Source organism: uncultured Kocuria sp., assembly GCF_947500125.1.
Lineage (GTDB): Bacteria > Actinomycetota > Actinomycetes > Actinomycetales > Micrococcaceae > Kocuria.
On sequence record NZ_CANMRA010000028.1, the window covers coordinates 41,055 to 54,300 of the forward strand.

A 13,246-nucleotide genomic window follows, 5' to 3' on the forward strand; every position below is an offset into this window, starting at 1 on the left:
GGATCAGAGCGCGTTCACCGCGGTGACGAACTTCTCCCACGAGGAGGCGGCGTCGTCGGTGCGGTCCACGTCCACGCGGGTCAGGGCCTGCTGCATGGCGTCGTTGATGGGGAAGTACTTCGGCCCCTTGAACGGGGTGATCTCCACGGCCTGGGCGCGTTCGGCGAAGATCTCGCCCGAGGGCGCGTCGCGGAAGAACGGGTTGGTCTGGCTCAGCAGCTCCTCGCTCTCCAGCGCCTCGACCTGGCTCGGGAAGTTGCCCTTCGCGGTGAAGGCCTTGATCTGCTGCTCCGGGGCGGTCAGCCAGTCGGCCAACTTCTTGGCCTCGGCCTGGTGCTCCCCCTGGGTGGGCACGGTCAGGTAGGACCCGCCCCAGTTGCCGCCGCCCCCGGGGAAGACGTTGGCGATGTCCCAGCCCTCGACGCCGGCGGCGTTGCCCTCGATGATGCCGAGCATCCAGCCCGGGCACAGCATGGTCGCGAAGGCGTCGGACTGGAAGCCGGCGGCCCAGTCGTCGCTCCACTGCCCCAGGTGCGCCGAGAGGTCGTCCTCGGTGGAGGCCGCGAGGACCTGCTCGTAGACGGCCTTCACCTCGGGGTTCTCGGCCGCGATGACCGTGCCGTCCTCCTCCTCGTAGGCGTTCTGGACCTGGTTGATCATGCCCTGGTAGGTGGCCCCGGCGGAGTCGTACCAGGCCACGTCCTCGCTCTGGGCCACGAAGTCGCGGCCCACCGAGAAGTAGTTCTCCCAGTCCCCGCTCAGCAGCTCGGCGACCTCCTCGCGCTCGCTCGGCAGACCCGCCTCCTCGAAGAGGTCCGCGCGGTAGCAGACCGCCTCGGGCCCGGAGTCGGTGCCGTAGCCGATCAGCCGGCCCTCGGCCGTGGTGGCCGCCTCGGTCTTCCAGTCCAGCCAGCGGCCCTCCACGTCAGGATCCGTCAGGTCCGCGAACTGGTCCGGGTACTCCATCAGCTCCGGCAGCCAGTCCACCTCGATGGCCTCGACGTCGGACAGGCCCGAGCCCGCGGCCAGGCGGGTGGTGAGGTTGTCCCGGGCCTCGTTGGAGGTCGCGGCCTTCTTGTGCTCGATGGTGACGTTCGGGTTCTCCGACTCGTACTCCTCGAAGAGCTCCTCGTAGCCGAACTCGTTGAACGTGGCGACCGTCAGGGTGACGTCCTCGGTACCGGTCTCGCCGTCCACGCCGGCGGCCTCGGAGGCGGACCCGGCGCCGCACCCGGTCAGGGTCAGGGTGAGGCAGGCCGCTGCGGCCGAAAAGGCGGTGGTGCGTGCTCTGGTGCGCACAGGTGACTCCTTCATCGTCAACGGGGCGGGTCCTGCCGGCGCCGGACGGCACACGGACTCCTGTCCGCAGCCCGTGCGTCCGGTCGACAGCGGCGCCCACTCTGTGGGAGCGCTCTCACCCGTGTGCTCACTGTGCGTGAGGTGGACCACATTGTCAAGGACAGGAATTGACCTATGGCGATAGATATTGATGCTGGCCAACTCCCTAGGGCTTGATCTTGGTGCCCTGGGGAGTGGGATCGCTCCCATATCGGTGGTCGATCCATCCCTGGTGCCGGCCCGGCGCCCATGGCAGAGGGTCCCGCGACAGGGGCCCGGCACCCCGCCCTCTCGTCACGGCGCCGGGGGACGGGGGCGGCACCCGGCACGCACGGGTGAGCCCCGGCGCAGCGCTGCGCCGGGGCTCACCCGTGCTCGACCGTGACCGGGCGGCCCGCCTCGTCCGGCGGGGCCCGGAACCAGCTCAGTCCTGCGGCTCGGACTCCTCGTTCTCGGCGTCCCCGTGCTCGTGCGGGACCGGGGTCATCTCGGTGGTCATGTCGGCATCGTCGTTGGAGACCGCGTCCTGGATGGGGTCCGGGCCGGAGGTCGGCTGATCGCTCACTGGGTGCTCCTTCGTCGGGAGGGCTGGTGTCCCCCTCAGCCTACGGCTCCGGCCCGAGCCGCGGAGAGCAGCCGCACCGCCTCCCGGGCGGCCGCCCGCCCGGCGCGCGTGGCGCCCAGGGTCGAGGCCGAGGCACCGTAGCCGACCAGCAGCACCCGCGGCTCCCGGAGCACCCGCACCCCGTCCGTCCGGATGCCGCCGCCGGGTTCGCGCAGCCCCAGGGGCGCCAGGTGGTCGAGGGCGGGCCGGAAGCCGGTGGCCCACAGGATCACGTCCGCCCGGACCGCGCGGCCGTCGCCGAGCACGACACCCTCCGGCGTCACCGCCCGCAGCGGCCCGGCCGAGACGAGGGTCCCAGCATCGATCCCGGCCCGGTACTGCGGGGTCAGGGGCAGGCCGGTGGCCGAGACGACACTGGTCGGCGGCAGCCCCGCGCGGGTCCGCTCGTCGACCCGGCGCTCGACGTCCCGGCCCCAGTCCGGGTCGAACTCCCGGTCCGTGAAGCGCGGGGGGCGGCGGGTGACCCACGTGGTGGTGGCCCCCGCCGCGGCGAGCTGGAGCAGGAACTGCACGGCCGAGGTGCCGCCGCCCACGACCACCACGTGCCGGCCGCGGAACACCGTCGCGGACCGGAAGTCGTGGGTGTGCAGCTGGCGCCCCCGAAAGGACTCCCGCCCGGGGTAGTACGGCCAGTACGGGCGGTCCCAGGTGCCGGTGCCGTTGATCACCAGGTCCGTCCGCCAGGTGCCGGCGTCCGTGACCACGTCGAGCGGTCCGTCGTCGGACTCCGCCTCGACCCGGCGCACCGCGACCGGCCGGTGGACCGGCAGCCCGAAGCGGCGTTCGTACTCGCCGTAGTAGCGGGCGACGACGGCGGAGGCGGGCTCGGCCGGGTCCGGCACCCCGAGGGGCAGCCCGGGCAGGTCGTGGATCCCGTGCGCGCCGCCGAAGGTGAGGGAGGGCCAGCGGTGCCGCCACGCTCCCCCGGGTCCGGGGTTGGCGTCGAGGACCACGAACTCCTCCTCGGGGACCAGCCCCCGACGCTGCAGGTGATGGGCGGCGGAGAGCCCTGCCTGTCCCGCCCCGATGACCACGACCCTCATGCCACGCTCCTCATTGGTTGATGTATCACCAATTGCAGAACGGTTGACGCCCCCGGACCATTCCGGCTGCCACCGGGGTGCCGGCTACGGGAAGGGGTCGGAGCCGCGCTCCAGGACCCGGCGGGCGAGCTCCAGCACCGGTTGCCCGCTGCTGCGGGACTGCTCCAGCAGCAGCGTCCGGGCCCGGTCCTGGTCCAGGTCGCGGCGTTCCATCAGGATCCCGACGGCCATGTCGACGGACTGCCGGTCCCGCAGCGCCGCCTGCAGGGCGTCGCTGAGCCGCTGCGGGGCGTCGGTGGCCTGGCCCGCGCCGAGGAGGGTGGCCGCCGCGCCGGCCAGCAGCCCCAGCATGTGCTCGTCCTCGACCGTGAAGGCGTCGGCGGTGGTGGCGTAGACCTTCAGCGCGCCCAGCACCTCGCCGCGCACCACGAGCGGGGTGCTCAGCATCGAGCGCACCCCCATCGTCCGGGCGATCGCCGACCACTCCGGCCAGTGGACGTCCTCGGCGGTGTCGTCGACCCGCTGGACGGCGCCGGTGGCCAGCGCGGACAGACACGGGCCCTCGCCCACCTCGTACTGCAGGTCGTCGGCGGCCTCCACCAGGCGGTCCGTGGCGGCAGTGGTCATCTTCCGCCCCTCCGCCTCGAGCAGGGTCACGCCGGCTCCGGCGGCGGAGTCGATCAGCTCCCGGGCCACCTGGGCCAGCTGGTGCACGGCGTGGGTGGACGCCTCCTGGCTGAGCAGCATCCCGTGGATGCGCGCGAAGGCGGCGGTCAGTTCGATGGCGGATGAATCAGGTTTCACAGGGGGTCTCGCAGCGTTCGGAAGTTCGTCCGGAGACGGCCCCGGCAGGCGACCTCCGGTCGGCGTCCACTACTTCCCACGGCCCTCGCAAGTCTTGAGGGACCAGTCTACGCCTGTCCGCCCGGAACCGGCACGGGGGCGGAACGACCCGCACCTCTCGCGGCGCGCGCCGTGGTGTCCCGCCCGTGCCCATCAGCCCGCACCGGCCTCGCCGGCGGGAGAGCAGTCCGCGGCGTAGGGCGCCCGGCGCGGATGCCCCTCGGCCAGTTCGTTGCAGGCACAGGCCAGAAGGTCCCGCTGCAGTGCGGGGAGAACCAGGGCGTGGTGCAGGTAGGCCTCCACCTCCATCACCCCGAGGTCCCCGCCGAGGCGGAAGTACTGCAGCCACAGCCCGTCCAGCTCGACCCCGGCAGCCTCCAGGACGGTCGCCAAACCGCACGCCTGCACCCTGGCGATCGTCGCCTCGTCCGCCACCGGCACCCGCTACAGCCGCGGATCGTCGGCGTGGCCCGCCACGCACGCGGCCAGGACGATGACGGGCATCTCGCGCCGGCGGGTCTCCGCGAGCAGGAGCCGGTGCGCCGCCTCCCGGTCGATCTGGTGGCGCTCCATGAGGATCCCCACCGCGATGAGGACCACCTGCCGGTCGGCCAGTGCGAACTTCAGCGAGGTCGACAGCCGATGGATCTCGCCCGGATCCTGGGCCGCCCCGAGCAGCGTGGCCGCGGCTCCGGCCAGCAGCTCCAACAGGTGCTCCTCGTGCTCGGTGAACGCGTGGGGGCCGGAGGCGTACACCTTGATCGCCCCGACCTCCTGCCCGCGGAAGACGAGCGGAGTGCTGAGCACCGAACCCAGCCCGGTGGCGACCGCCGCCTTGGCCCACTCCGGCCAGCGGGTGTCCTCCGCGGTGTCGTCCACGCGCTGCATGCTCACGGTGTCCCACGCCGTGAGGCAGGGCCCCTGGCCCAGTTCGTACTGGAGGCGGTCCAGGGCCTCCACGGCCGGGTCGGTGGCCGCGGTGGTCCTCGGCTGCCCGTGCTCGTCCACCAGGGTGACCCCGGCCCCGGTGGCCATCGGGATCAGCTCGCGGGCGACCTCGGCCAGCCGAGCCACCGCTGCGGTGGCGGCCGGGGCGTCCAGCAGCATCCGCTGCACGTGGGCGATCGCAGTGGTCAGCTCCATGGCCGACACCTCGGATTCCACGGGAGATCCTTTCCTCGCCACCGCACCGGGAGGGGTGCACCGCCCCCGGGAAGCACAGGCTTCCATGATGCCTCATCGCCGCGGTCCCGGCGCCTCCCCAGGGCGCAATTCTCAGGCTTTGCGCAGGTCGGCCCCCGGTCGGCCCGCCGGGGCGGGGCCCCGGAGCAGGGAGCGCACGTGCCGGACGGCCCGCCGGGCCTCCGGTGTCCACCAGGCGCCCACGTAGACGTGGAAGGCACCGGGCTCGTAGAGCAGCTTCCCGGTGTTGCCCGCCCGGGCCAGGTCCCGGGCGAAGGCCAGGGCGTCGGCGGCCAGGATGTCCTTGCCGCCCTGCACCACGTGCACCGGCGGCAGCCCGGCCACGTCCCCGTAGAGCGGGCTGACCAGCGGGTCCGTGAGCTCGCGGTCCCGCGCCCAGGCCGCGGCCAGGGGCACCACCTGGTCGGTGCTCAGCATGGGGTCGTGCGGGTCGATCTCCCGCACGGCCGGGTGCGTGGCGGAGACGTCCACCGCCGGGGAGAAGCCCACCACGTGGTCGGGCAGCCGCTGCCCGGCGTCCCGCAGGCGCATGGCCAGCCCGATCGCCAGGCACCCGCCGGCGGAGTCCCCCGCCACCACGACCCGGTCCGTGGCGGGCCGGGCGACGAGGTCGGCCCAGGCCGCGGCGAGGAAGTCGTAGCCCTCGTCCACGTGGCCCTCCGGGGCCAGCCGGTACAGCGGGACCGTGACCGTGGTCCCGGTGTCCTTCACGAGCTCGCGGACGATCCACCAGTGCGCCGGCAGCAGCGGGTTCACGAACGCCCCGCCGTGCAGGTAGATCAGGTGGGACCCGTCCGCCCCGGCGCGCGGGGTCAGGCGCAGCAGCGGGCGCCCGGCCACCTCGGTGCGCTCCACGGCGTGCGAGCGCCGCAGGTCGGCCGGGATCCTGGCCGGCTCCGGATACCGGCGTCCGCGCAGCTGCTCCACCGGGGTCCACGGCTGCAGGCGGGTGCGCAGACGGACGGCCTGGGACGTCACGGCCATGCTGATGCTCATCCGGGTTCCTCTCCTCGGGGCGGGCTCAGACCAGCCGCACGGTCGTGAGACAGGTCGGGCTCTGCGGGGAGGTCGCGAACTCCTCGACCGCACTGCCTCGCTCCGAGTCGACCTCGAGGGTGCCGGTGATGTCCTTGGGCAGCCAGAAGCCCACGAACCCGTTCTCGTAGCTGGTCACGGTCTCGTCCACGAGCACGGCCCCGGAGGCGTCGGTGATCCGCACGTCGAAGTCCTCGCCCACGAGCTCGCCCTGGCACCCGGAGAGGCTGTGGGAGAAGCACTCGTGGGTCGTGGTGGTCCACGGGGCCACCGCGAGGTAGAACCGGTCCTCCGGCATGGGCAGGGCCGTCTCGGTGGTGCCGTCGCTGAGGACCACCTCGTCGTAGGTCACGGAGCCGGCGAGTCCGGCGGCACGGTCCTCGTGGGTGCGGTCGAGCTGCTCGACGACCTCCTGGGTGCTCGCGCCCTCGAGCCCGTGCTCCCGCAGCAGGGCGTCCGGCCCGGAGCTCCCGCCGGCGCAGCCGGAGACGAGGAGCAGGACGGCGGCGGACACGGACAGCACGGCGGATCTCATGGGTCCAGGGTATCGGGGGCGGCCCCTGTCACCGGCTCCTCCGCGGCCGCCCCGGGACGCCGGGAGTTTCCTGTGGGACCGGTCACAGATCCCGTCCCGGCGGCTAGAGTGGATGTCCAGTGGTGTCAGGGTTCGGGAGGATCCGCCATGCAGAACACCGAGAACAAGGACGTCTCCGGGATCGCGCTCCTGGTCGCCGGGGCGGTGGTCCTGTCCGTGGTCTCGTTCGTCCTCGTCAACCTGGGCACGATCCTTCTCCTCCTGCTGGCCGCGGCCGGCCTGTGGCTGCTCGGCGTGCTCCTGCGGGCGCTCACCCGCTCCCTGGCGGAGCGCGCGCGGGCGGGGCTGCACGGCATGCTGCGGAGCCCCGCAGGGACCGGTGGGGGCTCGGGTGCGCGGACGGCCGGAAGGACCACCGCGAGGAACCCGGGGAGGAGCCCCCGGAAGAGCACGGGGAAGTCGGTCGCGAAGACTGCCGAGCAGGCCCGGCGGACCGCCGCGGAGGACATGCGCACGGCCTGGATCCGGTGGCAGCTCGGCGTCCTGCCGCCGCAGCAGCGGCACGGGGACGCGTCCTTCATCGCCGCCCGGCTGGCCGAGATCCCGCACGCCGACTGGGACGCGATCCGGCTCCGGCGGCACGGCCAGGCCCTGTGGTGCGTCCGGGACGCGTCCGCCCGGACGCCCCTGCACGGGGAGGTCGAGGCCCGCCTGGACCGGGTGGCCGCCATGATCTCGGAGCTCACCGACGCGGAGTTCGACACCCACCGCGGCCAGACCGACGACCGGTACCTGTACCACCCGGACCGCGAGGTCCGGGCCGCCTATCTGGCGGGCGGGTCGCAGGGCGTCGAGGCCATCATGGGCACCATCACCGCCGTCCGCGCCCAGGTCCGCGAGGACGCCGCCGCCCGGGCCGCCGCGGACTCCCTGGCGCGCGAGCGCAACGCCGCGCTCCGGGCCCTGCGGGAGACCCGCCGGCCGGCCCGGCCGCGGGACGCCCACGCCGCCTGGGAGGCGCAGGCCGAGCAGATCGGCCGGTGAGCCGCCGGGACCGGGGCGGACCCTACGCCAGGTGCTCCTCCGGCTCGCCCTGGAACTCGCGCACCTCCACGGGGAGCGTGGTGGCCTGCGCCAGCTTGCGGCCCCACTCGATGGCGGCGTCGTAGTCCGGGGCGGCCACGATGCAGATGCCCCCGGCGTGCTCGTCCTCGCGCTCGTACGGGCCGTCGGTGGTCACCACGTCCTCGCCGTGGAAGCGCACGACGACGGACGCCTCCGCCCGGTCCAGGCCCCCGGCGAAGACCCACGCCCCGGCCGCCCTGAGCTCCTCGTTGAAGGCGGCGACGTCCCGCATCACCGGCTCGAGGATCTCCGGGGCCGCCGGTCCGCCGTCGGGCTGTTCGATGCTGAGCAGGTAGTGCTTCATGGCGAGCCTCCTGGGCGTCGGATGGTCCTCGGAGTCTACGGTCGCGGCGGCCCGCCGAAATAGACCTGGGCGTCCACCACCTGCCCGTCGCGCACGGTGATCGCCTCCATGTTCCGGAAGGTCCCCCCGGTTCGGAGCTCGTACTCGTACCGGACGAGCACCAGGCCGGGCTCCGCCTCGACCACCTGGAGCAGGTCCTGCCGGGAGACCCGCTGCGCCGTGGGGAAGCACCGCTCGAAGTACGCGACCCGGTCGATGTGGTCGTCCTGCGGGGACGTGAACCGGAACCCGTCCCCGACGAGCCCGCGGGCCGCCGCCTCGTCCTGCGCGAGGTAGGCGGCGAAGAGCCGCCGGACGACGTCCGTGCTGCTGGTCATGCCCGCAAGCTACTCCCGGGCGGGGTGCGGGACAAGCAGCGGACCCGTTCCGCCCGCCGGGGCTCAGCCGTTCTGCGGGACCTGAGCCACCAGCTCGTCGTCGCCGGGCTCCACCACGGGCGGCAGGGCCCGGGCCTGCTCCGCGACGGGGCGCACCGCGCGGTCCGCGGGCTCCAGGCGCACGGTCCGGCCCGTCTCGAGGGAGGCGAGCACCGCCTCGTGCACCCGGATGTCCATCAGCCCCTCCTCCCCGCCGGCCTCGGGATCGGTGCCGGTGAGGATGCAGTCCGAGAAGTACTCGGTCTGGCCCGCGAACTGCTCCACCGGGTCGTGGGCGCGGGTCTCGCTGCGCCCGCCGCGGGTCACGGTCCAGCTGATGCCCACCTCGGGGCCGAAGCCGAAGCACGGCTGGGCCGCGACCACGCCCCGGGTGCCCACCACCGTGAACGCCTCGGTGGCCTCGCCCGCGTAGCTGATGGTGAACTGCGCCACCCGCTGCCCGGGGAAGCGCAGCGTCACCGCCACGGTGTCGTCGAAGTCGAAGCCGCGCCCCGGGGTCCGCACCCCCATCGCGTGGACCTCGAGGGGCTCGGCCGCGAACAGGTGGCGCACCGCGTTGAGGGGGTAGCTTCCCATGTCCGGGATGGGCCCGCCCCAGTACCCGGAGTGCCCGCGGTGGTTGGCCTCGTCGATGTCCTGGGTGAAGACGGCGGTGAACAGCCGGGGGTCGCCCACCAGCCCCTCGTCCCGGACCCGGGTGATCAGCTCGAGCGTGCCGGGCTCGTGGTGCAGCCGGTACGCGACCATCAGCCGGGCCCCGCCGCGCGCGGCGGCGTCGATCATCGCCCGGCAGTCTTCCACGGACGTCTCCATCGGCTTCTCCACCAGTACGTGGACGCCCGCCTCGAGCGCCGGCTCGGCGAACTCGCGGTGCCGGAACACGGGCGTGGCCACGTAGACCGCGTCCACGTCCCCGGAGGCCAGCAGCGCCGGATAGTCCTCGTAGGAGTACGCGGGCACGCCGTACTCGGCCGCGAGCTCCCGGGCCTTGTCCGGGGTGCCGGTGACCAGCGCCGCCAGCACGGAGCTGCCGGCCCGGGCCATGGCGGGCAGGAACGCCTGCTGGGAGATCTGGCCGAGCCCGACCACCGCGTAACGCACGGGGCCGTTCGTCGAGGGGGCGGTCCGGGGAGAGGTCATGGGGCATCCTTCACGGTCGGGACGGACGGTCCCGGCCAGACTAGCCGCGCAGGGTCCCGGCCGGGCGGAGCGGGCCCGGCGTCCCCGGATCCCGCCGGATGCGCGATCATAGGAGGTCCGAGGGACCGCGCACGCGTCCGTCCCCGTCCGTCAGGAGGATCCGTGCCCAAGAGCAAGCCCCGCAAGAAGGCCGCCGCCAAGAAGAAGCAGCAGCGGCGGGAGTCCCACGCCGCCGCCCGCACCGTCGACATCGAGGGCGCCGCGCAGGGCACGTGGGACGACGACGCCCACGAGCTGCTCGTCGCCCGCGGCTGGGTGGCCTACCGGGACCTGGAGATGGACCAGCTCGGCGACGGCTGGGAGTGGCTGCCGTCTCAGCTGCCCCTCGACGCCGGTGTCGGCGGGGAGCCGGGACCCACCACCGTGTTCGCCGCGGCCGAGGGCGGCTACGACGTCGAGCTGGCCAACCCGAACGGCTCCGTGGACCCGGACCGCGCGGGCCACTACGACACCCTCGAGGACCTCGCCGCGGACCTCGCCAGCCTCGAGGCCTGGCGCGTGCCGGCCGGCGAGTACGTCCTGCCCGAGTCCCCCACCTTCTCCGCGGACACCCCGTGGGCGATCTGCCAGCTCTGGGCCGGCGGGATGATCGACCACTGGGAGCTCGCGGCGGACCTCATCCACTTCCCGTACGAGGAGACCGAGGAGGGCTTCGCCGCGGTCGAGCGCGCCCACCGGACCGGGCTGATCCCCGCGCAGCTCTACGCCGCGATCCGCGCCGGGCGGGCCGCGTAGCGGGATCCTCTTGTCGGGACGCCGGGCGCCCCTGACCGGGGCGCCCGGCGTCCTCGTGCGCGTCCGGGCTCAGTGGCGGGACAGTCCCCTGCCGTCCCTGGCGGAGGCGTTCTTCGGCGCCCACCCGGCCAGGCCGAGGAGGTCGGCCACCTCGCGGTAGTGGCTCGTGGAGAGGATCCCGAAGCCGGCCTCGACCGCGCGGCGGTAGTAGTGCACGTCGAGGGCGTCGGCGGGCAGGTTCTCGTCGTAGCGGTGCAGCTCGAGCCGCATGGGCACGTTCCAGCTCCGCATCCGCAGGCTCTCCTCCATGTCCGGGACGTAGTGCCCCGCGAAGCCGATGACCCGGCGGAGGTCGGGCACCTCCCGCCGGACGTCGTCGACCGTGGGCAGGCCGTCGGGGTGGGTCGGCACGAAGTAGACGAGGTCGGGGGCGATCCTGCGGTAGACGGCCAGTTCCCTCAGTCCGTTCACGCCGACCACCACCTGGCTCTCGGCCCGGTGCGTGCGGACGAGCTCGACGACGGCCTCCGGGGACACGTTCCTGACGTCGAGCCACAGCACCGCGCCGGCCAGGACCGCCCAGGTGAGGAACTCCGCGGCCTCCCGGATGGGGAACCGGGTGACCTCGCCGTAGTTGTCGACCAGGTGCTGGCTGAGCACGTAGTCGGCCGACTGCTCGCTCACCGGGCCGGCGCCGGTGCTGCCGTGCCCCATGACGGCCTCGTGCAGGACCACGCACCGGCCGTCCACCGTGGTGCGCAGCTCGATCTCGATCATGGTGCGCGCCCGGGTGGCGAGGACGTTCTGGGCGGACTCGAGCGCCGAGCAGGGCCACGACCCGTCGGGGTGGTAGCCGGCGCGGCGGGCGAGCAGCAGGGGGCCCTCGCTGGTCAGGCGGTCGTGGCGGATGTAGGCGGCCAGCTCGGCGGGCGAGTCGAAGACGATCGAGTGCCCTGCTGCCCGCGGCGGCCCGTCGGCGGTGGCGTGGTACGGCGGGCCCGGGCGGCGGTGATCGTTCGGCATGGGAACTCCTGGGGGGATGGGAGCGCGGACAGCGGCCGTGGGGGGACGGCCGGTGGGCGGGAAGCGGGGGAACTGCCCGTCCACGTGCTCAGGGGCCCTCGGCCACCCGTGCACGCTCCAACTCTTCCACGTCCGAGGCCGAATACGTGGCTGCGATCTGCATGTCGTTGCCTCCGCGCAGCACATTGCGGGTGCTGAGCCCCCGGAAGAGCGTGCGGGGAATGGGCCGGTAGGCGGTGCGGCCGTCGTCGACGGGCCGGGTCCTCGTCCCGTGCCGCAGGGCGACGGCGTGCAGCCACACGTCGTCGGCCATCGGCGCGCAGGCGCTGAACGCGGTGCCGAGCTCGCGCAGGGCGTCGAGCAGGTGCGGCGGATAGAGCACCCCGGAGGTGCCCGTGGCGAAGGTGCGGAAGGACGCCTCGGGCGGGGCCCCGGGGCTCCACGTGGCGTAGGGCAGGATCCGCCCTCCGCCGAGGCGGATCCGGTGGGTGCGGTGGGCGACCACGTCGTGGGGGTGCCGGGCGTGGACGGCCAGCAGCTCCTCGAGCCACGTCTCGCCGTAGAGCACGTCGTCGTCCGCGATGACCAGGGGCAGTTCGTGCCGGGCCCGGGACCGGACGTAGGGGTAGTACTTCTGGTGGGGCCCCCAGTCCTCGGTGCACCGCAGCTCGAGGCCCCGGCGCACCAGCCGGGCCAGCGGCGGGGGCGGGTCCGCCACGACGTCGGCCTCCCGGAGCCACAGGATCAGCCGCCGCGGGCGCACGGTGCCGTGCGTCATCGACTCCACGGCCAGGTGGACCGCCCGGATCCGGTTCCCGTAGGACGTGAGGCTCACGACCACGGGGGCGTCCCCCCGCACGGGCGCCGTCGAGAAGCGGTTCCGGAGCCGGAAGTACAGGGCGCTGCGGCTGGTCCGGAACGAGCGCAGCCAGTCGCGGACCAGCTCCCGGGACAGCACCCACCGCAGGGGGTGCAGGTCCCGTCCTCCCGGCCGGGTCCTCATGGCGAGCGCGCCAGGACCGCCCGGGCCGCCTCGCTGCCGAGCTGCAGGACACCCGCGTCGGTCGTGACGGCGATCCAGGAGAATCCCTGCGCCCGCAGCGCGGCGGCGCGCTCCGGGGACCCGGCGTAGGCCCCCGCCAGGACGCCGGCCTCCCGGCACGCGCGCACGATCGTGGGCAGGGGCGCGTCCTCCGAGGTGTCCGCGAGCAGCTGGTCGACGTCCCGGCCCAGGGCGAGCGCGAGGTCGAAGGGCCCCACGAAGACCATGTCCAGATCCGGGACCGCCGCGATCGCCCGGACCCCGGCGATCGCGGAGGCCGTCTCCACCATCACCGCGCACAGCGGCCGGGGCACGGCGGCCACGCCGGCGGCGGGGTCCCGTGACCCGGGGAGCGGCCCCCAGCTCCGGGCGCCCCACGGCGGGTAGTGCGCCGCGGCGACCGCGGCCTCGGCCTGCTCCGCGTCCTGGACGAGGGGAACGACGACGCCGTCGGCGCCGGCGTCCAGCGCCCGGCCGATGAGCGTGGGATCGTTCGCGGCGACCCGGACCAGCACCGGGGCGGACGGCTCGCGCCGCAGGGCGAAGAGGCCGCGGACGGCGGCGTCGTCGAAGTGGCCGTGCTGGGCGTCGACGCCCACCCAGTCGAAGCCGGCGCGCTCGAGGGCGGGCGCGGTCCGGGCGTCGCCGAGCGTGGCCCACACCCCCGCACGCACCCCGTTGCCGTTGCCGTTGCCGTTGCCGTTGCCGTTGCCGTTGCCGTTGCCGTTGCCGTTGCCGTTGCCGTTGCCGTTGCCGTT

The 13,246-nt window shown here is 74.0% G+C and carries 16 protein-coding genes; 2 read left to right on the forward strand and 14 right to left on the reverse strand.

What is annotated here, in order from left to right; all coding sequences use genetic code 11:
• Window positions 1–3: 3 nt before the first annotated feature.
• The 8 genes from Q0817_RS16005 to Q0817_RS16040 form a co-directional block, all read right to left on the reverse strand.
• A complete protein-coding gene (locus tag Q0817_RS16005) occupies window positions 4–1,299 on the reverse strand; it encodes an extracellular solute-binding protein (RefSeq protein ID WP_298590448.1) in 1,296 nt (431 codons plus the stop codon).
• Between the two features lie 463 nt (window positions 1,300–1,762).
• Window positions 1,763–1,903, reverse strand: coding sequence for a hypothetical protein (locus Q0817_RS16010; RefSeq protein ID WP_298590451.1), 141 nt, complete (start codon window positions 1,901–1,903; stop codon window positions 1,763–1,765).
• A 35-nt stretch (window positions 1,904–1,938) separates the two neighbouring features.
• A complete protein-coding gene (locus Q0817_RS16015) occupies window positions 1,939–3,006 on the reverse strand; it encodes an FAD-dependent oxidoreductase (RefSeq protein WP_298590454.1) in 1,068 nt (355 codons plus the stop codon).
• Between the two features lie 84 nt (window positions 3,007–3,090).
• Entirely contained in the window at window positions 3,091–3,810 is a 720-nt protein-coding gene (locus Q0817_RS16020) for a GAF and ANTAR domain-containing protein (protein WP_298590457.1), read from the reverse strand.
• A gap of 192 nt (window positions 3,811–4,002) precedes the next feature.
• The gene (locus tag Q0817_RS16025; RefSeq protein ID WP_298590460.1) at window positions 4,003–4,284 is read right to left on the reverse strand and encodes a hypothetical protein; all 282 of its coding nucleotides are present in this window, start codon (window positions 4,282–4,284) and stop codon (window positions 4,003–4,005) included.
• 9 nt (window positions 4,285–4,293) lie between these two features.
• Complete coding sequence (locus Q0817_RS16030) at window positions 4,294–5,013, reverse strand: GAF and ANTAR domain-containing protein (RefSeq protein WP_298590463.1); 720 nt, start codon at window positions 5,011–5,013, stop codon at window positions 4,294–4,296.
• Window positions 5,014–5,124: 111 nt separating this feature from the next.
• Window positions 5,125–6,048 (reverse strand): alpha/beta hydrolase, encoded by a 924-nt coding sequence (locus Q0817_RS16035; RefSeq protein ID WP_298590466.1) that lies wholly within the window; start codon window positions 6,046–6,048, stop codon window positions 5,125–5,127.
• A 25-nt stretch (window positions 6,049–6,073) separates the two neighbouring features.
• Window positions 6,074–6,622: a CueP family metal-binding protein gene (locus tag Q0817_RS16040; RefSeq protein ID WP_298590469.1), complete on the reverse strand. Its 549-nt coding sequence runs from the start codon at window positions 6,620–6,622 to the stop codon at window positions 6,074–6,076.
• 147 nt (window positions 6,623–6,769) lie between these two features.
• Here Q0817_RS16040 and Q0817_RS16045 point away from each other — a divergent pair, with 147 nt between their 5' ends.
• Window positions 6,770–7,666, forward strand: coding sequence for a hypothetical protein (locus Q0817_RS16045; RefSeq protein ID WP_298590472.1), 897 nt, complete (start codon window positions 6,770–6,772; stop codon window positions 7,664–7,666).
• A gap of 22 nt (window positions 7,667–7,688) precedes the next feature.
• Here Q0817_RS16045 and Q0817_RS16050 read toward each other — a convergent pair whose 3' ends face one another.
• From Q0817_RS16050 to Q0817_RS16060, 3 genes are all read right to left on the reverse strand, one after another.
• Window positions 7,689–8,051: a YciI family protein gene (locus Q0817_RS16050; protein WP_017834993.1), complete on the reverse strand. Its 363-nt coding sequence runs from the start codon at window positions 8,049–8,051 to the stop codon at window positions 7,689–7,691.
• A 35-nt stretch (window positions 8,052–8,086) separates the two neighbouring features.
• Window positions 8,087–8,428 (reverse strand): nuclear transport factor 2 family protein, encoded by a 342-nt coding sequence (locus Q0817_RS16055; RefSeq protein ID WP_298590479.1) that lies wholly within the window; start codon window positions 8,426–8,428, stop codon window positions 8,087–8,089.
• Between the two features lie 63 nt (window positions 8,429–8,491).
• Window positions 8,492–9,628 (reverse strand): Gfo/Idh/MocA family protein, encoded by a 1,137-nt coding sequence (locus Q0817_RS16060; protein ID WP_298590482.1) that lies wholly within the window; start codon window positions 9,626–9,628, stop codon window positions 8,492–8,494.
• Between the two features lie 162 nt (window positions 9,629–9,790).
• Between Q0817_RS16060 and Q0817_RS16065 the strand changes: the two genes are divergently transcribed.
• A complete protein-coding gene (locus Q0817_RS16065; RefSeq protein ID WP_298590485.1) occupies window positions 9,791–10,423 on the forward strand; it encodes a hypothetical protein in 633 nt (210 codons plus the stop codon).
• Window positions 10,424–10,492: 69 nt separating this feature from the next.
• On the opposite strand, the gene Q0817_RS16070 is transcribed toward Q0817_RS16065, so the two are convergent.
• From Q0817_RS16070 to Q0817_RS16080, 3 genes are all read right to left on the reverse strand, one after another.
• The gene (locus Q0817_RS16070; RefSeq protein WP_298590488.1) at window positions 10,493–11,446 is read right to left on the reverse strand and encodes a hypothetical protein; all 954 of its coding nucleotides are present in this window, start codon (window positions 11,444–11,446) and stop codon (window positions 10,493–10,495) included.
• An 88-nt stretch (window positions 11,447–11,534) separates the two neighbouring features.
• Window positions 11,535–12,449, reverse strand: a complete 915-nt coding sequence (locus Q0817_RS16075; RefSeq protein ID WP_298590491.1) for a hypothetical protein — start codon at window positions 12,447–12,449, stop codon at window positions 11,535–11,537.
• Window positions 12,446–13,246, reverse strand: an 801-nt coding sequence (locus Q0817_RS16080) for an HpcH/HpaI aldolase/citrate lyase family protein (protein ID WP_298590494.1), incomplete at its 5' end; no start/stop codon positions are given. The genes Q0817_RS16075 and Q0817_RS16080, both read right to left, overlap by 4 nt.

Coding starts and splice junctions, on each gene's coding strand:
- Q0817_RS16015 (WP_298590454.1), bottom strand. CDS start 3,006: ATGAGGGTCGTGGTCATCGGGGCGGGACAGGCAGGGCTCTCCGCCGCC.
- Q0817_RS16035 (WP_298590466.1), bottom strand. CDS start 6,048: ATGAGCATCAGCATGGCCGTGACGTCCCAGGCCGTCCGTCTGCGCACC.
- Q0817_RS16040 (WP_298590469.1), bottom strand. CDS start 6,622: ATGAGATCCGCCGTGCTGTCCGTGTCCGCCGCCGTCCTGCTCCTCGTC.
- Q0817_RS16045 (WP_298590472.1), top strand. CDS start 6,770: ATGCAGAACACCGAGAACAAGGACGTCTCCGGGATCGCGCTCCTGGTC.
- Q0817_RS16050 (WP_017834993.1), bottom strand. CDS start 8,051: ATGAAGCACTACCTGCTCAGCATCGAACAGCCCGACGGCGGACCGGCG.
- Q0817_RS16055 (WP_298590479.1), bottom strand. CDS start 8,428: ATGACCAGCAGCACGGACGTCGTCCGGCGGCTCTTCGCCGCCTACCTC.
- Q0817_RS16060 (WP_298590482.1), bottom strand. CDS start 9,628: ATGACCTCTCCCCGGACCGCCCCCTCGACGAACGGCCCCGTGCGTTAC.
- Q0817_RS16070 (WP_298590488.1), bottom strand. CDS start 11,446: ATGCCGAACGATCACCGCCGCCCGGGCCCGCCGTACCACGCCACCGCC.
- Q0817_RS16075 (WP_298590491.1), bottom strand. CDS start 12,449: ATGAGGACCCGGCCGGGAGGACGGGACCTGCACCCCCTGCGGTGGGTG.